Below are 21,291 nucleotides of genomic sequence, written 5' to 3'. Positions count from 1 at the left end.
ACGATGGTAGTAGGAGATTTTTCTAAAGAAGTAGATACGATAGTAATCGGTTCAGGTCCGGGAGGCTATGTTGCCGCTATACGTGCGAGCCAATTGGGACAAAAAGTGGTTATCGTTGAAAAAGAAAAAATTGGTGGCGTATGTTTAAATGTCGGTTGTATTCCATCTAAAGCGTTAATTACGGCAGGTAAAAATTTCATTAAAACGAAAACAGATAACCCATTTGGAATCAGTTATGGGGAAGCGACAATAGATTTTGGACAGTTACAACAATGGAAAAACGATAAAGTCGTTGGCCAACTTACAAAAGGTGTCCAAGGCTTACTCAAAAAGAACAAAGTAGAAATTGTTTACGGTACAGCTTTCTTTAATAGTCCAACGAGCTTACACGTGATGCAAAATGAAGGCATGGGTGAAACGTACTCATTTAAAAATGCCATCATTGCTACAGGTTCGCGTCCGATTGAAATACCAAACTTAAAATTTAGTGAAAATGTTGTAGATTCAACAGGTTTATTGAATTTAACTGAAATTCCAGACTCACTTGTTGTGATTGGTGGCGGCTATATCGGATTAGAACTTGCAGGGGCTTACGCAAATCTTGGCGCTAAAGTGACGATCTTAGAAGGTGCACCACGTATTTTAAATGGATTTGAAGAAGATTTAGTTAAACCTGTGGCACAAAGCTTGAAAAATAAAGGAATGGAAATCATTACAGAGGCGAAAGCGCAATCTTACGAAGAAAAAGATGGCTTAGTCCACGTGAAATACGAAGTTTCTGGTGAAACACATACCGTTTCAGCCGAAAAAGTGGCGGTTGTTGTCGGTAGACGTCCGAATACAGACGAATTGAGTTTGGAACTTGCTGGTATCTCTGTAGATGAGAGAGGTTTGATCAAAGTGAACGAACAAGGTCAAACAGAACAACCTAACATTTATGCAATCGGTGACGTGACACATGGTCCGGCATTGGCGCATAAAGCAAGCTATGAAGCTAAAATTGCGGCTGAAGCAATCTCTGGTGTTGAAGGTGTCGCTGTAGATTATTTAGCGATTCCAACAGTATGTTTCACACAGCCAGAAATTGCGACAGTAGGATTAACTGAACAAGAAGCAAAAGATCAAGGATTATCTACACGTAAAGCGACTTTTAAATTTCAATCTAATGGTCGCGCGTTATCAATGAATGAAACGGAAGGATTTGTAAGACTCATTTCTGATGCTGAAAGTCAGCGCATTGTTGGTGCTCAGATGGTAGGTCCTGAAGTAAGTGAATTGATTGGAGAAATTACACTTGCAATAGAAAATCTGATGACTGCCGAAGATTTGGTACTAACGATTCACAATCATCCTTCATTATCTGAAACATTTATGGATGCGAGTGAAATACTTCTCGGACAAGGCATTCATCAATAGAAGAGAGCAGGAATGAATATGGAAAAGATGACAACTAAAAATTTTATTATGAATGTATTGAACGGTCTTGCAATTGGAGCAGTCATTGTACTGATTCCAGGTGCGTTGTTGAGTGAACTTGTCAAAGTATTAATTCCATCTTTCCCTTTTTTAAAACCGGTTGCGGGCGCCCTTGTCATGTCTAATGGCATGATGGGGCTCGTCGTCGGGATGATGGTAGGGTTGAATTTTAAGTTCAATCCGATACAGTCAGCCTCTTTAGGGTTGGCGACCATCTTCGCCTCTGGTGCGATTCAGTTTTCGCCTGAAGGTGTGATGACGATTAAGGGAACGGGTGATGTTATCAATATGGGATTGACTGCCGCAATCGGTGCGGGTGTCATTCTATTGATTGGAAACAAACTGAAAGCTTATACGATTTTGGTTATTCCGCCATTATTACTTGGGGTTGTTGGAATTATTGGTCATATCCTTTTACCTTATGTCATGGGCATCACGACATTGATTGGTAAAGGTGTTGCTTCATTATTGACATTGCAACCGATTGTGATGTGTATTTTATTAGCAATTATCTTTGGTTCATTGATTGTGTCTCCTATCACGACAGTAGGAATCGCGTTAGCCATCTCATTATCAGGTATCGGATCAGGTGCTGCAAACGTTGGGATATGTGCAACAGGTTTTGGCTTTGCGATATTAGGATGGCGCGTCAATACGCGTGGTACGAGTTTAGCGCATTTCATTGGTTCACCAAAAATGTCGATGGCGAATGTAGCTAAAAAACCAGTCATTTTAGTGCCTATTATTTGTTCGGCGGCGTGTTGTGGTTTGATTGCAGCGTTGTTGCAAATCACAGGAACACCAATGAGTGCAGGTTTTGGTTTTAGTGGATTAGTGGGACCTATCAATTATTTGAACTTGGTTGATGGCGGTTGGAATGCAATCAATTTATTAAAATCAGTTATCGCATTTATTGTCGCACCAATTGGTTTTGGCTTGTTATTCAAATATGTCTTTACTAAAGTGGTGCCACTCGTGAAAGCGGAAGATTATTATCTTGATATATAAATTCGAATAGGGATGATGAAATGAATTTAAAAGAATCAATGCTCAATATTGCCAAAGATCAAATTCATGCGATTTCAGAATTAAAGCTTGCTGTAGTCAAAGCAGCGCATTCTGAAGTCCTACAGAGTGTCAAGCAAGTTTTAGAAGAAATAGACGCTAAGTTGATTTTGATTGATGATAAAGCGGCGCTCGAGGAGCAACTCAAGACATACGCAATTCCAGCAGAAAAATATGAAATTATAGATATAGCAGAGGCGTTCGAAGCTTCTCAAAAAGCAGTAGAACTTGTTAAACAAGGCGAAGTGAACGCGATAATGAAAGGGCATTTGAGCACTGGGAAGCTATTAAAAGCGGTTGTCGATAAAGAGAAAGGCATTAGAAAAAGTGACTTACTCTCTCACGTAGCGGTTTTATATATTCCAAAGCTCAACCGTTTAGTCGGCGTTACAGATGGCGGTATGGTGTTACAACCTTCTAAAGCAGAAATGCAAGTGATTGTTGAACATGCAGTTTCAGTATTCCATAAGTTAGGCATAAAGCAGCCTAAAGTTTCATTGTTATCAGCGGCTGAGACAGTGATACCTAAACTACCAGCTTCTGTATTTGCTCAAGAACTAACGGAAACAACTGCTGATGCGATTATTGAAGGTCCGCTATCCATTGATTTAAGCTTGGATTCAGCGATTGCCGAAGATAAACATTATGACGGAGCGATTCAAGGGGATGCCGATATTATCGCTGTACCGGATATTGTATCAGGCAACAGTCTGTCTAAAAGTTTAATTATGTTTGGACAAGCACAAATGGCAGGTATCATACTCGGAGCGGAGGTCCCTATCATTTTAACGTCTCGTAGTTCATCAGCAGATGAAAAGTTCTCGTCAGTTTTATTATCACAATTATTAATTTCATAAATGAGATAGAGGGATGTCCATATGAAGAAGATAATCACAATCAATCCAGGTGCAACTTCGACTAAAGTTGCGTATTTTGAAGACGAAGTATTAAAGTGGAAAGAAGAAATCACATATACAAGTGAAATCAACCGCTTTAAATATGTATTTGATCAATTTGATATGAGATACGAAGACATACAAAAATTATTGACACAACATCATATTGAAGAGATTGATGTTGCAGTAGGAAGAGGCGGATTAATTGGTCCAGTCAAATCGGGCGGTATCGAAGTGACTGAAAAATTAATTCATAAGTTACAATATGATCCTGTACTTGAGCATCCATCAAATTTAGGAAGTAAACTTGCATATGAAGTAGTTAAACAGTTTGGTAAACAAGGGGCCAAAGCCTATATTTACGATCCTGTTACTGTGGATTCTATGAGTGAGGTCGCACGCTTAACAGGATTAAAAGAAGTACAAAGAACGAGCATTGGCCACCATCTTAATATGAGAGCCGTTGCTATGAAAGCAGCGAAAGACTTAGAGAAATCATATGAAGCAATGAATGTGATCGTTGTCCATCTTGGTGGAGGGGCTTCAGCAAGCGCACATGAAAAAGGGAAAATTGTCGACTTTGTTTCAGATGATGAAATCATGTTCTCAGCAGAGCGTAGTGGCGGTCTGCCAATCAAAGAAGCACTAAAACTATTAAAGCGCATGTCATTAGATGAATTTAACCACCTTGTAAGAAGAGAAGCAGGTCTTCAATCTCATTGTGGAACAAAAGACTTAAGAGAGATTGAAGCAAGAATTGAGAATGGCGATGCTTATGCGCGATTAGTCATCGAAGCCATGGCTTTAGGTGTAGCGAAGTGTATTGCATCACTTGCTGCAACATTGAAAGGTGAAGTCGATGCGATTTGTGTGACGGGGGGCATGGTGCATTACCCATTCTTAAGAGAAGAAATTGAAAAACGCGTGAAATTTATCGGTCCATACATGCCGTATCCTGGAGAATACGAAATGGAAGCCTTAGCTATGGGCGGACTGAGAATTATCAATCAAGAAGAAGCCGTGAACCCTTTTTGAAGTGTCGGTGACTTCTGACTGTACTACAATGATATAGGGCGAAATATGAATTGTCGATCAGTCACAAATGTATGATTTGTTTGAGAAGTGCATAGGATGAGTGAAAAGGTTCGTAATGAATGTTTTCACCCGTCCTTTTTTATTCGGACATTCTTGTTGCTCTCAAGGCGATGTGTTAGAAAAGGGCGTCTGGTTTGAGGCAATATAAAGGAAGTTCGATTGTTTTTCGTTTATGATGATTAAAAGAGAGGGTTAATGAGGTGATAGTGTGAAGAAAATATGGATTTGGGGTATCAGTGCCGTCGTGCTCATCATATTAGTTGGGGTTACGTTTATGGCAATCAATCGGAATGCGTCCATAGCGAATAACCCGAAACATGCGAAATTTATTGATAGCGAGACGCCTACACTGTTTTTACATGGATTTGGAGGAAGCTTAAACTCAGTTAAGTTTTTGGTCTCACAAACTGAAAAGCAAGGTGTGACGCAAGAAGTGATCACTGCACATGTCGACAAAAATGGTGCAGTCACGCTAAAAGGTCAATTGACGAAAAAGGCTATCAATCCGATTGTCCAAATAGAATTGGAAAACAATGAGGAAAGCAATCCGAAAACGAACGCGGAATGGTTTAAAAATGTCATCGTTGCATTGCAAAAAGAATATCATTTTAAAAACTTTAATTTTGTAGGGCATTCTATGGCGAATATGACATTTGCACAATATATGGCGATGTATGGTAATGATTCATCCTTACCGCAATTATCGAAAGAAGTGAACATCGCCGGAACATTTAATGGTGTCCTGGGCATTAACGAAGAAGTGAATGAAATTACGGTGAATGAGGACGGAAAGCCGAGTCGTATGATTCCACCTTATCAAGATCTACAAGTCCTAAAATCGGTTTATCGCGGTAAAAATATTGAAGTATTAAATATTTACGGAGATTTATTAGACGGGTCGCACTCTGACGGTAGTGTTTCTGTAAGTTCAGCTCGTTCGCTGAAATACTTACTCGGAGATAGTCCGAAGCGTTATAAAGAATCGAAATACGAAGGACAAACTGCACAGCATAGTGCTTTACACGAAAATGAAAAAGTCGCAACAGAATTAATCCAATTTTTATGGCACAAATAACATCGGATGATTTCTTACGTGCGTTGAGGATACAATAAAATGTTTGACCCCATATCAAACTTCGAAATGATTAAAAAATACCCCCTTATCGTTGTTTTGTTCAATGATAAGGGGGTATTTTGGATGTCGACATACACCGTGTGTACAATGGGTGAAACAGGTTTTAAATTTGTTCAAGGAGTAGTACTTTAATGCCACAATATAAGTTATAAATAAAGCACCAGAGTATCGCGAGGATGAAAATGACCCCGAGTAGGATCGGAAGGATGGTGAGCCCATCTGGTTTGATAAAGTCGGTTGAGACAAAACAAATGAGGGTCGCTACTAACAGAAAGTAAGGCAAAATATGGTAAATCAAGGCTTTTTTTGCATGTGTTGAGACTGAAGGCATCGCGACAATCCATACAATGATAGGAAACAAGATTGGTGCAAAAAATGCGCTGAAATAGCATAGAGAAGCGAGCAGTTTTTCAGATGTAATAGACATTTACATTCCTCCTTCTTATTGATATATTCTCATATTAATATCGTGAAATCTAATGAATTACTATGCTGAAAAAGAATGTTGTATCAATGTTTGCATGACACGATTGAAGCGGGACAACATCTTGTCTGAATATAAGATGATATCCCGCCTCGTTTTGATAAGTTGTGCTGTCTGAACGCGATATGTCAAACGTGCGTTTTCATGCAGCGTGCGCCTACTTATGATTCGTATTTAAGGGGATGTTGTCTATTTGGCTTCATATGCGGCTAAAATAATGTCCTTTAGTTCACTAATTAAGGGTTCTTTCGGATTGGCTGTCGTACATTGATCTTCGTAAGCTAATGCGGCCATACGATCGACCGTCGTAGCAAGCACGTCTTCAGTGACACCTTGCGCTTTGAGATTCATCTCGATACCGATATCACGTCCAAGTTGATCAACAGCTGTTGCTAAAGCTTCCACGAGTTCTTCAGTTGTTTGACCCGGTAGTCCTAAATGCTTTGCAATATCCGCATAGTCTGTATGGGCTCTAAAATATTCATATTTTGGAAAGAGCGCATGTTTTTGTGGGTCTTTCGCATTATAGCGAATAACGTGTGGAAGTAGAATGGCATTCGTTCTTCCGTGTGGAATCCCATATTCTCCACCGATTTTGTGTGCGATGGAGTGGCTAATCCCTAAAAATGCATTTGCAAACGCCATACCTGCTAAAGTGGATGCATTATGCATTTTTTCTCTTGATAACGCATCCCCTTCTTTGACAGATGATTTTAAGTAGTCAAAAGTCAGCTGAATGGCTTGCAAACTTAAACCACGTGTATAATCGGATGCCATGACCGAAACATAGGACTCAATCGCATGAGTGAGTACATCCATGCCCGTATCGGCAGTGACACTTTGAGGAACACTCATGACAAATTGAGGATCGACAATCGCAATATCAGGTGTTAATGCATAATCAGCTAAAGGGTATTTGACATGCGTTTCACTGTCAGTAATGACTGCGAAAGGTGTCACTTCTGAACCTGTACCTGAAGTTGTCGGAATACAGATGAATTTGGCATTTTCTGGTTTACCAATTTGATAGGTACGTTTACGAATGTCCAAAAATTTTTGTTTCGCGCCGAAGAAAGAAGTTTCAGGGTGTTCAAAAAACATCCACATGGCTTTCGCAGCATCCATGGCAGAACCCCCACCCAGTGCGATGATTGTATCTGGTTTGAACTGTGTCATCATATCCAAGCCACGGTAAACGGTGTCAGTTGAAGGGTTAGGTTCGACATCGCTAAATATTTTGATTTGTGGTGTTTGCGCGCGGCGACGTAATACACTTTCAACGCGTTCAGCATATCCGAATTCGACCATGCCGGGGTCACAAATTAGCATGACACGTTCAGCCTGTGCCATCTCTGTCAGATACATGAGCGCGTTTTTTTCGAAATACACTTTGGGGGGTAATTTGAACCATTGCATGTTGTTGCGTCGTTGTGCGATTGTTTTGATGTTGATCAAGTCGATAGCTGAGACATTGTGTGACACTGAATTTTTACCGTATGAACCACAACCTAATGTTAAAGAAGGGATGAGTTCATTGTACATATCACCGATTCCTCCTACAGCAGAAGGGGTGTTGACGAGGATGCGACACGCTTTCATACGCATACCGAATGATTGTTGAAGCGTTGGATCTTCTGAATGGATGACGGCAGTATGACCGAGGCCACCGAGTGACAACATACCCTCACAAAGTTCAAAAGCATGTGTTGAAGAAGTGGCTTTGACCATAGCGAGAACAGGAGATAACTTTTCTCTTGATAAAGGATAGGATTCACCCACACCTTCGAGTTCGACAATCAGTAGTTTTGTGCCTTCAGGAACTTGGATTCCCGCTTTACGAGCGATTTCCGTTGCGGCATTCCCGACAATATCTGCGCAGACACCAGTTTTACGTTCGTTCATCATTGCTTGTTCTAATAATGGACGCTCTTTAGCGGTCACAAAGTAGCATTGATGTGCTTTAAATTCTTTTTTGACTGTCTCATAAACGGCTTTATCTACAATCACGGCTTGTTCAGAAGCACAAATCATGCCATTGTCAAAAGTTTTAGAACCAATGATATCATTGACCGCACGTTGGATTTGAGCCGTTTTTTCAATATAAGCGGGAACATTACCAGGGCCGACACCTAAAGCCGGTTTGCCTGTTGAGTAGGCGGATTTCACCATGCCTGATCCCCCTGTTGCTAATACCAGTGCCACGTCTTCATGATTCATTAATTGTTGTGTTGCAGCAATTGAAGGATGTTCGATCCATTGAATGGCGTGAGGAGGGGCACCTGCTTTCACTGCTGCGTCTAATACACATTGTGCTGCTGCTTTAGAGGATTGTTGTGCGCTCGGGTGAAAAGCAAAAATGATAGGGTTTCCAGTTTTAATCGCAATCATCGCTTTGAAAATCGTTGTGGAAGTAGGATTGGTCGTCGGTGTGACACCGCAGATAATGCCCACCGGTTCGGCGACGTACGTTAAGCCTTTTTGTGTGTCTTCACCAATGATACCGACTGTTTTATTATCTTTAATAGAGTGCCAGATATATTCAGACGCGTATAAGTTTTTAATCGCTTTGTCTTCATAGATACCGCGACCCGTTTCTTCAAATGCCATTTTAGCCAGTGGCATATGTTGATCTACTGCGGCAATACTCATTTCATGGACAATTGTATCAATTTCCTGTTGTGACTTTGACGCAAGTGCTTTGAGTGCTTTTTTTCCATTTTCAGTTAAAGTTTGAACCATTTCAATCACATCTGTTGCCGGTTGTTGTGTTGCTAAAGCTGTCATCATAAGGCATTCCTCCTAAAAATATTGTGAATTAATTCACAAACATTATATTACATACAATGAGTAAGGTAAAGTATTTTCAATAAACTATTTATAAATTGCGTCAAATATTTGAACAACTTAACCATGGAGTGCGTGTTGTTATTTTTAAAATGATATATGGATCAATTGAGGGGCGTGGTCATTGAATACAAAAAGATGTCAGTGCAAATGAACAATGATAGGTGTGTGTCGCATAAAAAATAGGATTATTAAGAGGCATGACTAAGGATTTTGAAGGGAAAAGATGGTTTTTATAGGTGTAAAATGACGTTTTTAAAATCATAAAACACTTGACTTTGATTTGTATGCAGGAGATATTTATTTTATAAAAGAATTATATGATATTTGTATTTTAAAATTTAAAAAAGTGAAAGGTGTGATGGATATGTTCAAACGTTTTTTTGCTTCATCTCTATCTATTGTTGTGACTCTAACCACGTTGTGTTTGACACCGACAGTTTATACAAGATCATTGTTCGGTATGCCTGCTTTCATGGCGGAAGCCAGTGCAGCAACGAATCATTCACAAGGGCTTCCACCGCTACCATATCCGAATGTGAATCAGTATATTATTAGTACGCATTTGGGTCACTCTCCTGTAGTTAAAGATCCACGTATGGACACCTTACCTCAGTTACCTTATAAACATGGAACGTATATTGGGGTCGTCATTCATGAAGTTGGGGAGGATTACCGTTCTTTGAATGAATGGGTCGATCGCATGTATGCAACTTATGATCGGGCGTTTGTACATGCTTTTGTAGATTCAAAGGAGATTCATCTGACAGCCCCTTCGAAGTATTTAGTATGGGGAGCAGGAAAACAAGCCAACCCTTACTTTTATCAAATCGAGGTTGTTCGGGCATATACTTTTGATGATTTTGCACGGTCTGTAAACAACCAGGCGTGGCTCGCAGCCTACATGTTAAAACAAAATAATATTGAACCGACACTTGCAGATCGTCAAGAAGGTGTAGGCTCTATTATTAGTCATTATGCGGTTCATAAATATTGGGGTGGGACAACACATGTTGATCCAATTGAATATTTCGCACGTTGGGGTTATGATATGGATCAATTTTTTGAACTCGTAAAATATCACTATCAACAAATGTTATAAATCAACTTCATCCCATAAAATGAAAGACGCCCTTCAATAGAATCATTGAGAAATGGCACTATTGAAGGGCGTTCATTTGTGATTATGTTATACCTGCTACTAATAATATTCCAGTTCATCTATTTAAATCGATATAGGTATTATCGTAGACTTAAGTAGATGTGAAATGTTGAAGTTAAGATATGCGAAGGATGTTCTCGGTGATTGGTTACGCTTGTATATCGTATGTGATATGAGTTAAGTCTTCAATATTTATCTCAACATTTTCTCTATGACTTTGTAGTGGTTTATGAACTTCCAGTGTGTAGAAGTTATGATCTTTTGTATGGATAACGATTTTACCTTGTGGCAATGTATCAGATTCGTATAAACCATATGAGACATGCGCATAGCGAACGATATGATCGAGCTCTTTTAATGTGATTTTACCTTTATCTAATGTCACATGACGTTTTGGATGATAGGCATTGGCACCAATATGATATGTACCTTGGAGATTTAATCTGACTTGATTACTTTTTACAGGTTGTTGTGAGAAGTGCCAGTTCCCATGTTTTTCTACACGATCACCGATTTTAGACTGGCTATAACGTTCGTATAATTTTTTGACTTCAGGATTTGTTGTTTTGATTTCTTGGCTTGTATCAGGTGTGAGTATTTCAGCTGCGAATGCAGGTTGTGTTGCACCGAATAGAGAGGCAGCAACAAGGCTTGAAGCGAATAATGTTTTAATGTTCATAGATGTTTCCTCTTTTCATTGATGTTATATTATATTTAAATTGTACAGGGCATTTAACCTATTTACCATTAATTTTTTATTAATAAAATCTTATTGTTTGTTTATAAAATTAAAATATTTTAAAGGTGTGGTGATACATGGGAGAATCAAGGGCTTCTACACATATAGCGAAGGGATATGACATATAGTATGGGCTATTGTATGATAGAAATGACTAGAAATTGTTTGGAGGTGTATCGGTGTGGGGCAATCAAAGCCAAAGTTTTTAATGATTTACAATACATTATATGAGGAAATTCAAATGGGAAAATTTCCGAGCGGACAAGCACTACCTACTGAAAAAGAATTATGTGAACGTTTTGGAGTGAGTCGTATGACGTTACGCCAAGCGATTAAGATATTAACAGAAGACGGTGTCGTCGAAAGTATTCGTGGGAAAGGTCATTTTGTACTTCCTCAATCACGGACACATCAAGTGACGAGTATTGAGACATTTCATCACCCACTTGAACAACTGACGACTGTACCGATGGCAATTCGTTCAGTCAACTATCGTGTCGATTTAGAAAGTGAGTATACGAATCATCTTTTCCCCAACCATCCTAAAGCCGTCATCGCAATGGAACGGTATTATCAATGCGAAGATCGAACATCTCAGGACGCAGATGCATTTTGTTTCACTTTTATCCCTTTTTATGTCATTGAGACATTTAATATTCAGGCACAGCACGAAGCACATATGATTGAATTTGTTGAAAAAACAATCTATCAGCATGCGACGCAATCCAATTTGAAGTGTTCAATAACAGAAGAGCCACATTTTGGTAGTGATTCATTCGTTTTTGACGGTGGGCATCAATGCTGGTTGATTGTAGAGAAAATGTATGCCTACGATCTCAATCCAATTATGGTCAATAAATGGTATGTTCCTCATGAACATGCTGAACTGATGATATCACGCGTGAAATCTATAGATTAGATACATATGACAAGCAGTGAGACGTTATATAGTGTAAAGAGTTGGTAATTTAAGCGGAATGGATTTAGAGATATGAACGATTTCTTGGTTGATACACTGGCACTATTTTTGATGTAAAAAGTTGAGAAACTGATATACTCTTGAAAATTTGTATCAATTTAAAGGAAAGAGGGGAGATAAATGAGTTAAAAAGCTTCAAAATTGTCGTTAAAAATGACAATTTTGAAGCAGAAGTTTGACTTACAATGTTATTGGATTAGTTTTCAAAATAAAATGAAGCTATAGCAAGGTCTTCCGTTTTAATTTTAACGTTTTCTCTATGCTGTTGTAATGGTTTTTGCAATTCAAATGTATAACGATCTTCATCACTTCTAAAGACAGTAATTAAGCCTTTTGACGCCTGATCTGATTGATATAAACCAAAGTTAACCACCGTATGGCGAACGATGTGATCGAGTTCCTTCAATGTGATTTCACCTTTTGGTAATGTGACCTCTACACCTTTACGTGTCAATTTGTTCCCATCTTTATGGAACCCTTCTACAAATAAACTGACTTGCTCATTGTTTGATGTTGCACTCGTGTGTTTCCAATGGTTGTTCTCTTCTTTTAAATTGTTAATATTTGGTTTACTGTAACGCTCAAATAAGGATTTTACATTGGGGTTTGTGGCTTTTGTTTCAGCTGCGACTGCAGTATTTCCTGAACTCTGTGAATCAAGCTGTTGTAGACCAATACTGAATAATGCAGCTACTGTAATGCCGGAAAGAAAAAGTTGTTTGATTTTCATTGATGTATCCTCTTTTCTTTATTTGATTAATTACAGTTTACAGGTTATGGCTTTTATTGACTATTAACCAATCATTAAAAACATCTTACCGTTTAATTATAAAACATTAATATTAATATTATTATATTTCAATAATTTAGTTTTTGCTTTTGAAATTGTATTTTAGCATAGGGTGTTAAATTTAGACTATTCTTGAATATGGAAAGCAACCAGGACGAGATCTTCGGTGTTGATTTTGACGTTTTCTCGATGAGGTTGTAATGGTTTATGCAATTCTAATGTATAGCGATCTTTGTCAGTTCTAAAAGCAAGCATTTCTCCACGGGTTGGTTTGCCAGACTGATATAGTCCAAAGTTGACAGCAGCGTAACGAACGATATGATCGAGCTCTTTCAATGTGATTTCACCTTTAGGCAATGTGACATGTGCATGCTTACGTTCGACCCCAGTACCTTTAGTATAAAAACCTTCAACGAGTATACGAACTTGATTTTTGTTTCTTGGTGCACTTACAGCGCTCCAATTTTTGTTTTCTTCTTTTAAATGATTAATATAGGGTTTACTGTAACGTTCATAAAGTGCTTTGACACTTGAATCTGTCGCTTTGTTTTCAGCTGCTAACGCTGAATAGCCTGAAAAGTTTGAATCAAGTAGTTGAACACCACCACTGAATAATGTAGTCGTTGCAACACTTGCAAGAAAAAGTTGTTTAATTTTCATTGATGTATCCTCTTTTCTTTATGTGGTAAATCACAGTTTACAGTGCATGCTATGACATGGCCATTAACCAACTATTAAAAGTCTCTTATCCATAGAATGTTCGACAACAGTAATTGCCAATGAGGGTGTCATAAATCCAGTGTATGCTAATGTTTAGCTATTCAATTGAAGTGGGGTGAGGCGACTGGTTAAGATACAATCGTCGTACACCATCGATAGTCATCATCCACACGATGTGACCAAAAAGTTCGGAAAAATGTTCTTGGAAAGGTTGATTCCAAGCAGCAGGAACGGTGTGCAGTCCTGGCATGAGAATTAAGTGAAAGAGAATCCAAATAAGGACACCGAAAAGAGCCCCTTTTCCGATAGCGAGTGTGGCATATTTTTGGACGACTAAGCAATAAATCACTGCAATCACAATGGAAAAACCAAAATGTACGATAAAACTGACCCAAGGCAAGTGCATTTGTGAGAACGTATATGTTTGATGAGTAAAGTCATCGCTGAAGCCAAGTTGTTGTAGCAACATTTGAGGTGGGTTTGTCGCATTGCGCTCAGGGGTACGAGGCGGTAACATCACTTCCCAACCGAGTTTGACAATACCGGACAAAACGCCTCCGACTAATCCTGTATAAAGGATAAGGTGCCATTGTTTCATTAAGCATTCCTCCAATAACCATTAAGATACTCTTAGTATAATAATATGTGAAAAAAATCTCAATATCGTAAGAATTCGGCTTTTAAACATTTGGTGACAATGATATGAAGGGCGTCAGCAATTTTTGAAGTTGTTCGGAAAATTCATGACGTTTAGACAAATAGAAATGTGATAAGAATGAAAAATGTTTTTGAAATTGACATATTCTGAGCGTTGAAAGCGCTATCTGAATGATGTAGTATGTTATTGTATAGACAATTAGACAAATAATTATACAAGTTTGCAAAAAAGTATTTCGAATTGAGATGAATCACTGCATCAGGTGCGAAAAAGATGAAAAAGAGCATCATCTCGAATGTAAAGGAGTAGGAGAACATGGAATATTCAAAAGTGAAAAAAGCAGTGCCCATTTTACTTTTTTTATTTGTATTCAGCTTAGTTATTGATAATTCTTTTAAACTAATCTCTGTTGCGATTGCCAATGATTTGAACATTTCGGTGACAACAGTGAGTTGGCAAGCTACATTAGCAGGTCTAGTGATTGGTATTGGTGCAGTGGTTTATGCCTCGTTATCTGATGCAGTCAGTATACGGACGTTATTTATTTATGGTGTGCTTTTTATTATTGTAGGATCTATTTTGGGTTATATTTTTCAACATCAATTTGCACTGCTTCTTGCGGCACGTATGATACAAACGGCGGGACTTGCCGCAGCAGAAACATTGTATGTCATTTATGTGGCTAAATATCTATCTCGTGAAGACCAAAAAACGTATCTTGGTTTGAGTACAAGTAGTTATTCGCTCTCACTGGTTATTGGAACGCTTTCCGGTGGATTTATTTCGACCTATTTACATTGGACGGACATGTTCTTAATTGCGCTTATCGTGATATTGACTTTACCTTTCTTGTTCAAATTATTGCCGAAAGAAAATCATAAAAATAAAGCACATTTAGATTTCATTGGATTGATTTTAATTGCAACGATTGCGACCACGGTGATGCTATTTATTACGAATTTTAATTGGCTTTATCTCGGTTTGGCTATAATCATTGTTGGGATGTTTGCATTCTATATCCAACGTGCCCGACACCCGCTAGTGGATAAGACATTTTTCAAAAATAAACGTTACGCATCATATTTATTTATTGTCTTTGTGATGTATGCGATACAACTCGGTTATATTTTTACGTTTCCATTTATTATGGAGCAGATTTATCATTTTAAATTAGATACGACTTCACTTCTCCTTCTACCAGGTTATGTAGTGGCCGTGATTGTAGGCGCGATGAGTGGTCAAATCGGGCGGTATTTAACCTCAAAACAAGCCATTATCACGGCCATCGTATGTATCACTTTTAGTTTGTTTTTGCCTGCATTTACAGTAGGCGCACATGTTACCATTTTTGTAATTTCAATGATTCTCTTTGCTGGTAGCTTTGCTTTGATGTATGCGCCACTGCTAAATGAAGCGATTCAAACAATCGATGTTCAAATGACAGGGGTGGCGATTGGTTTTTATAATCTTATTATTAATGTTGCAGTTTCTGTTGGAATCGCGATTGCGGCAGCACTAATCGACCTTCATGCGCTTCATTTCCCGGGGAATGAAACATTAAAGGCTCATTTTGGTGCTATCTTACTTGTACTTGGTATCATGAGCCTTATTGGATTGGGTTTATTTATCGTCTTAAGTCGATGGACAAGATCAGAAGTCTCTGAATAGGTTACTCAGAATCAGCATACAATCGTGATCATCAATATGAAAAAATGACAACGATAGAAACTTTTTGAGAATATAACCTAGTTATCGTTATCAATAATTATATATGTAGGAATAGGAATAGGGTGTTTGCAAGTAGTTTCACTTACGAGCGACATCATTTCTTCTCTCTATGTTATCCCCCCTAAATGTGAGCTTTAAAAGGCTGGTCTTTAGGGGGGATTGTATCAAGTGGTAAAAAGTACTGTAATAAACTTTTTAAAACACGGCACTATTTGTGATGTGCAATGGATAAAGATATATGAGATGCTCATTTTTACTATTCAAATGATGAAGATTTCACGTGAAACAATACGCATCCCATCAATACATTGGAAATCCGAAGTCACAAAAAACAAAAGCCATCGCTTATCTGTAATAATGATGCATCATCTGCTTGCTGAAGCGGTGTTCATAGTGTATCCTTCCCTTCATTTTTAGCAAAGGCATTGAATATATAGCGGAATACGTCTATTATGCATTTTTATAAAAATTAATTTTCAATGTAAAAATAACTATTTAATTCATTTGTTTATAATGATAATATGTACATAAGTTGTTGATTTTATGAAATAGAACTTATTTTTACATCAGTTTGTCACAAGCCTATCGATAGATATTTCACTCAGCTAAAGAGATAAAATAAAGACTGGAGTGTTTGAAATGCGTTATGCCGTGGGAATTAGCTTTGCAATTTTAATTTTATTAACCGGGGCGTGGTTGATTATTTTTAATCGCAAACAACCGATTATTTCTTTTTTTCCTAATCATGCACGGACCAATGTTTTAATAGGACAATCATTTCTCATATTAAGTTTGATTTACCTTATTATTGTACTACTATTACCTATACAAATTTCAGGTATGTTACTACTTTATGTTGGGCTATCCGTATTGGATTTGATCATTGTGTATATCCTATTAAAGGTGGCAGTGATTAAATAACCACAGTGTTTGTGTAAAGGATGAAGATTGATTCTAAAAAAGAGCAACACACCATCATTGACATTTATTTTGGCGGGACTTCTTTTTTGAGGTTTGAAATTTAAAACATACTTAGATAAGCTGCGAGGAAATTCATCATTATCAATTTCTTCGCAGCTTTTTTACAGTTGTAAAGAGAGCTAGATTGCCTCATCTCTCGAATTTTTGAATACATATAAAAACTTAATCTGCTTCATGTACCTTCATGAAAATGGGCGGTTATTGTTAATAACAACTATTAAAAATCTCTTAATTTACATGTTTTTAATTTATACTTTTTTAAAGTATAGTTAATTTTTATCTTACACATTATAATATATAATGTAATCCTGCTTAAAAATTTATATATATAAATAAGACATAATATTAAAAATATAAAATAAGGGAGTTAGACAAGTGAGGAAAAAGTTATTCATTTTAATGTCAGGGGCAATTTTGGCATCACATTACGCTACAACAGGGAATGCAAGTGCGATTGTAAGTGGTGAACCAAATCCATATAAATCGAAGGCATTGGAATTAAAAGGAGATCGTAATAAAAGTTATACTGTTAAACAGTATACAGATAGTTTAGATGATTTGATATATAGATTGTCAGTTAAAGATTATCATCGCTTTGATGAGCCTGAATTTAAAGCAGCTTATCAAAAATATCAAGATAAATTTTTGGCAGAAAATGATGCAATAAATAGATTTTTACTTGAAGAAAAAATCATTAATTACCGTCATAAAAATAATATGGAACAGCGTGAAGATATTTATGGATTGACGCATCATAGATATGCAGCGGTGTATGATGCATTGAAACAAAACAAAAATGATTTCGAAGACGAAATAAAAAATGTTGAAACAAAACATACAGATTTAAAAACCTTTACTGATGAGGAGCAAGACAAAGCAGACGAAAAGGTTAATGAATTGGAAAACAAAGTATTGATGCTAGGTCAAACATTTTATAGGAAGACAGATGAACGAGCAGATTTATATAATAAGTTAGATTTGATTATGGGTGGGACAGAAAATGAGCGTGAATTAAAGAAACCTGTAAATCAAAGAATGTTGAATGAGCGCTTAGAAGATTTAGAAACAATCATCGATGAATTTTTTGAAGATATTGATTTGGCACGTCCTAAAGAGATACCGACACTGACTGCGGAGAATCAAAATGACCATGTTTTAAAACAAAAACTCAGAAATGATGCTCAAAATGCAAAAGTAAATGTGAGTTTAAGACATCCAAGAGCATTTAAAAAGGATCTACCACTCAAGCATGACGCTATACAACCTGTGTCCTCAACATCACCTGTGAAAGCGCTTGAGATAGAGTCACCCCCTGCAAACGAAATCGAGATGCCGATATTTACAGAAGAGATAGTGGAGAAGCCTATGTCGACATTCCACCAAAAGGAACGTGTTGATATTCAAACACCTCCAATTCCAGCATCAACGAAAGTACCGCAACGTATGGCGGCACCCGTGGAAAATGTTGAAACGGAAGTCATAACGGAATCGAATTGGGTAGATATGGAAGAAATATCGTACTATCAACATAGTGGTGAAATGGTTGGCTACAGTGAAAGCGACACATCAGACTTTACTGAACGTGATAAACGAGCGATTCGCCGTAATCATGTTAGAGAGGCTGAATGGCTAGTGAAGCAATATGTTGATACGCATAAATATCAAGATAGAATTGCGGCACAAAAAAAGGTGAATATGCTCGGTGAAGCCCATCAAAAATATTTTAACAAAATGATTCAGCGTGCATATAATGGACAATAATTTGAAATGACATTGGGCCATATAATAGAGCCATATGCAGAAAATAATAGGTTTTAGACGTGGAAATGATTTACCCCAATGCCAATCAACTTAGGGAATAGAGATAAGTGTTGTTCGAAATAATAGGAATGCATTCCGTTTGTAAAGTGGCAGCATGAGATTTATGATAGTGTTATCAGTAACCTCTTAAAATGAATGATAGCGATAACGGTGCATATGGATGAGACATAGCGGGAGGTCTTGTGCATGAAGAAATGTGCGCGGAAATCATTAAAAAATGATGGAGAAAGAAAATACTGTTTTTAATGAGAGGACGGGATAGCATGACTTTCAAAGCACTTGAAAACTATATTGGCATTCAGCAAGAAGATATGGAAACGCATACACTTGAGGCATTGAAAAAATATATCTATCATTTCATGATAAAGATTCCTTTTGAAGCAATTGATGTGTTCAATGGGAAAGGCATCACGATGGATGTTCATCAAAATATTAACAAGTTTGTTAAATGCCATCGTGGGGGATTATGTTATGAAAATAATCTTGTCACATATGCGTATTTAACACATCGTGGTTTCAACACAAAATTGATTTCTGGGTATGTGAAGCCCCCACAACGAGATTGGAAGAAAATGGATACACACTTAACAACGATCGTTACAATAGAAGGTCAAGATTATATTGCAGATACCGGATTTGGTCATTTTCCAAGTCAACCTATCCCGCTAAATGGTGCATATGTTGATGATGAAGGTGACATTTATCGAATTATTCCAGCAGAACAGCAAGAAAATGCTTATTACGTGCAAATGACAAAAAATGACGCAGTGAATAAAGTTTGGACAGACTTGCTCTATTTTGAAAATGTGAATAGAACGATAGACTATTTTGATGCACGTTATGATTTTACAATTAATCATCCGGACTATGTATTTAAGAAAATACTGATGGTGAATATTAAGACGCCTCAAGGACACAACACGATGTCGTTGTCACATGTAACTGTCACAACGATGGAAGGCAAAACGAAAATTCCTGTGACTGCAGAAAACTATCGTGAACTGTTGCAAAGCTACTTTGGGCTAGACGTGCACATACCACGTATAGAAAAACAGTAAAAACGATGCGTGAAAGTACATGGTGTGATAAATATCAGGCGCTTTGTCAAATTGGCCTGGTGAGCAAAAATGAGAGATGAAGTCGCATAAAGTGGCTTCATCTCTTTTTTGACGGGTTGCGAAAAAATGGCGCTATACTCAATAAGACTAGTGACTGAGTATAACGCCAAATATTGATGTAGTAGAGTGCCTGTAATCCATGATTAAATTGGGAGAAAGCCTCTCAGTGCTATACACCATGTATTTAATGATAGGTGGTTCTTGTAATATTGATACAAAAGCATGATTCGTATATCGATTGGAGATATAACTAACGTGATATCAGTTGAAATAAGCGGTATAACCAAGGCCTTATCGGCTTGACAAAGTCTCCAATATACTCCTCTATGTGTGCGTCAAACCCTTCTTTAAAGCGCTGGACACCATAATCTTCGGCGTGTATTGTAAAGTCACCGGTCACACCGTAAAAATTATAGCGGTCTATGCCTTGTCGAAGTGCAAATTGAATCATCTCCCATTGTAAGCGATAAGCCCCCATATATACATTATATTTAGGATTCGACCCACTTGAAAGATAATACAGTTCGTGCGCATTATCAATATATAATGCGGCGGCTAAATCTAATACTGCCCCGTCTTCGGAAATGAAGCGCTGTGTTTGAGAGATTTTGCGCTCTTGTGCTTGGATTTGTTGTCGTGTTTGTTTTAACTTGCTTTTATTTTTCTTAGAATTTGGTGCACTTTTTAATAAGTTTTCAATATCTGAGGCGGATGCAACCAATGTTTTGAGTGTGTCATTTTGTTGTACCAGAAGTTGATTCAAATCAATATAGGCTAATTTTAGAACGCTATGACCTGCATAGATTTTTTGCATTTCTTCAAAATACGATTGATCTCTAAAAGTGAAACCGTGCTTTTCTTCAGCCATTTGAAAAAGCTTGAAAAAGCGTGCCGTTTCCGAGATAGGTAAATCTTTGACTTGAACTCCCATTTCATAGGTTTTTTTAATGTTACGACGTGTCTGATAGTCCATCGCTTTTAATAATTCTGCTTCAGATTTACCTTTGAGATTAAGGACAGAGAGCCAACGTATTTGACGCTTACTTGAATAGCCAATCGGAAACCCTTGATGTCGGTAGCCTAATTTTTCAAATGTCTCAAAGAGTGCACGTCGATCAAAGCTTTGCGTAATATGCCCTTTGGAATCCCGTATACGTGCAATCACATACGGGTCAGTTAAAACATATAAACAGCCATGTTGTTTGAGGTAATGTGTAAGGTTTTCAAAAAAGAACTGAACCAGTTCAAGGTTTTCATAGTCTAAAACAGGACCACGATGAGTGTAAAAGTATTTAAAAATTTTTAGAGCACGTGCTTCAGTGAGGAGACATGCTGCAATCACTTCATCGTGTTCATCTTTAACCCCCACTAAATGTACATCATGTGTGTATTGCTGCCTGTATCGAAAATGATTACCACCTTGTGTATAATGTGAAAATTGACTTGAAACAAATGATTCAAACGCTTCGACATCTAACTCCGTAAACTTCATAGTTCTCCCACTTTCCCTGTTATACGATTTATATTCAATTACAAATATACTAAAGTTCAGAATTGATTTCAAAATATTTTGATAATGCATTACTTTTTATGTTGTGAT

At 37.5% G+C, this 21,291-nt stretch carries 18 protein-coding genes; 11 read left to right on the top strand and 7 right to left on the bottom strand.

Features of this window, described 5'->3' with window-relative positions:
• The first annotated feature begins 3 nt into the window (after positions 1-3).
• The 5 genes from lpdA to B5P37_RS05630 all read left to right on the top strand — a co-directional run bounded on the left by lpdA (position 4) and on the right by B5P37_RS05630 (position 5,607).
• Positions 4-1,416 carry a dihydrolipoyl dehydrogenase gene (gene lpdA / locus B5P37_RS05650; protein WP_085237316.1) on the top strand — a complete coding sequence of 471 codons (1,413 nt, stop codon included), beginning with the start codon at positions 4-6 and terminating at the stop codon, positions 1,414-1,416.
• 18 nt (positions 1,417-1,434) lie between these two features.
• Positions 1,435-2,484 carry a PTS sugar transporter subunit IIC gene (locus B5P37_RS05645; protein ID WP_085238431.1) on the top strand — a complete coding sequence of 350 codons (1,050 nt, stop codon included), beginning with the start codon at positions 1,435-1,437 and terminating at the stop codon, positions 2,482-2,484.
• 20 nt (positions 2,485-2,504) lie between these two features.
• Entirely contained in the window at positions 2,505-3,398 is an 894-nt protein-coding gene (locus B5P37_RS05640; protein WP_085237315.1) for a phosphate acyltransferase, read from the top strand.
• Positions 3,399-3,419: 21 nt separating this feature from the next.
• The gene (gene buk, locus B5P37_RS05635; RefSeq protein ID WP_085237314.1) at positions 3,420-4,472 is read left to right on the top strand and encodes a butyrate kinase; all 1,053 of its coding nucleotides are present in this window, start codon (positions 3,420-3,422) and stop codon (positions 4,470-4,472) included.
• Positions 4,473-4,740: 268 nt separating this feature from the next.
• Positions 4,741-5,607 (top strand): alpha/beta hydrolase, encoded by an 867-nt coding sequence (locus B5P37_RS05630; RefSeq protein WP_085237313.1) that lies wholly within the window; start codon positions 4,741-4,743, stop codon positions 5,605-5,607.
• Between the two features lie 163 nt (positions 5,608-5,770).
• Here B5P37_RS05630 and B5P37_RS05625 read toward each other — a convergent pair whose 3' ends face one another.
• Complete coding sequence (locus B5P37_RS05625) at positions 5,771-6,094, bottom strand: magnetosome magnetite crystal formation protein family (RefSeq protein ID WP_085237312.1); 324 nt, start codon at positions 6,092-6,094, stop codon at positions 5,771-5,773.
• Between the two features lie 246 nt (positions 6,095-6,340).
• Positions 6,341-8,890 (bottom strand): bifunctional acetaldehyde-CoA/alcohol dehydrogenase, encoded by a 2,550-nt coding sequence (adhE, locus tag B5P37_RS05620; RefSeq protein ID WP_240622382.1) that lies wholly within the window; start codon positions 8,888-8,890, stop codon positions 6,341-6,343.
• A 472-nt stretch (positions 8,891-9,362) separates the two neighbouring features.
• On the opposite strand from adhE, the gene B5P37_RS05615 reads away from it, so the two are divergent.
• Entirely contained in the window at positions 9,363-10,097 is a 735-nt protein-coding gene (locus tag B5P37_RS05615; protein WP_206168706.1) for an N-acetylmuramoyl-L-alanine amidase, read from the top strand.
• A 208-nt stretch (positions 10,098-10,305) separates the two neighbouring features.
• Here the strand turns inward: B5P37_RS05615 and B5P37_RS11815 are convergent, their stop codons facing one another.
• Positions 10,306-10,836 (bottom strand): exotoxin beta-grasp domain-containing protein, encoded by a 531-nt coding sequence (locus tag B5P37_RS11815; protein ID WP_103322039.1) that lies wholly within the window; start codon positions 10,834-10,836, stop codon positions 10,306-10,308.
• Between the two features lie 241 nt (positions 10,837-11,077).
• On the opposite strand from B5P37_RS11815, the gene B5P37_RS05605 reads away from it, so the two are divergent.
• Positions 11,078-11,815, top strand: a complete 738-nt coding sequence (locus B5P37_RS05605; RefSeq protein WP_085237310.1) for a GntR family transcriptional regulator — start codon at positions 11,078-11,080, stop codon at positions 11,813-11,815.
• Positions 11,816-12,071: 256 nt separating this feature from the next.
• Here B5P37_RS05605 and B5P37_RS05600 read toward each other — a convergent pair whose 3' ends face one another.
• The 3 genes from B5P37_RS05600 to B5P37_RS05590 form a co-directional block, all read right to left on the bottom strand.
• On the bottom strand, positions 12,072-12,605 hold the full coding sequence (locus B5P37_RS05600; RefSeq protein ID WP_085237309.1) for an exotoxin beta-grasp domain-containing protein: 534 nt from the start codon (positions 12,603-12,605) through the stop codon (positions 12,072-12,074).
• Between the two features lie 186 nt (positions 12,606-12,791).
• A complete protein-coding gene (locus tag B5P37_RS05595) occupies positions 12,792-13,325 on the bottom strand; it encodes an exotoxin beta-grasp domain-containing protein (protein ID WP_085237308.1) in 534 nt (177 codons plus the stop codon).
• Positions 13,326-13,482: 157 nt separating this feature from the next.
• The gene (locus tag B5P37_RS05590) at positions 13,483-13,983 is read right to left on the bottom strand and encodes a YagU family protein (RefSeq protein WP_085237307.1); all 501 of its coding nucleotides are present in this window, start codon (positions 13,981-13,983) and stop codon (positions 13,483-13,485) included.
• A 375-nt stretch (positions 13,984-14,358) separates the two neighbouring features.
• Here B5P37_RS05590 and B5P37_RS05585 point away from each other — a divergent pair, with 375 nt between their 5' ends.
• From B5P37_RS05585 to B5P37_RS05565, 4 genes are all read left to right on the top strand, one after another.
• Positions 14,359-15,711 (top strand): MFS transporter, encoded by a 1,353-nt coding sequence (locus B5P37_RS05585; protein ID WP_085237306.1) that lies wholly within the window; start codon positions 14,359-14,361, stop codon positions 15,709-15,711.
• Between the two features lie 699 nt (positions 15,712-16,410).
• Entirely contained in the window at positions 16,411-16,692 is a 282-nt protein-coding gene (locus B5P37_RS05575; RefSeq protein ID WP_085237304.1) for a hypothetical protein, read from the top strand.
• 435 nt (positions 16,693-17,127) lie between these two features.
• On the top strand, positions 17,128-18,513 hold the full coding sequence (locus B5P37_RS05570; RefSeq protein WP_085237303.1) for a coagulase domain-containing protein: 1,386 nt from the start codon (positions 17,128-17,130) through the stop codon (positions 18,511-18,513).
• Positions 18,514-18,836: 323 nt separating this feature from the next.
• On the top strand, positions 18,837-19,631 hold the full coding sequence (locus B5P37_RS05565; RefSeq protein ID WP_085237302.1) for an arylamine N-acetyltransferase family protein: 795 nt from the start codon (positions 18,837-18,839) through the stop codon (positions 19,629-19,631).
• Between the two features lie 310 nt (positions 19,632-19,941).
• On the opposite strand, the gene B5P37_RS05560 is transcribed toward B5P37_RS05565, so the two are convergent.
• Positions 19,942-21,183: an aminoacyltransferase gene (locus B5P37_RS05560; protein ID WP_085237301.1), complete on the bottom strand. Its 1,242-nt coding sequence runs from the start codon at positions 21,181-21,183 to the stop codon at positions 19,942-19,944.
• Positions 21,184-21,291: the final 108 nt, after the last annotated feature.

It is taken from the genome of Staphylococcus lutrae, assembly GCF_002101335.1.
Lineage (GTDB): Bacteria > Bacillota > Bacilli > Staphylococcales > Staphylococcaceae > Staphylococcus > Staphylococcus lutrae.
The sequence above is the reverse complement of the archived record's forward strand: the minus strand, read 5'-3'. Positions and strand labels throughout refer to the sequence as shown.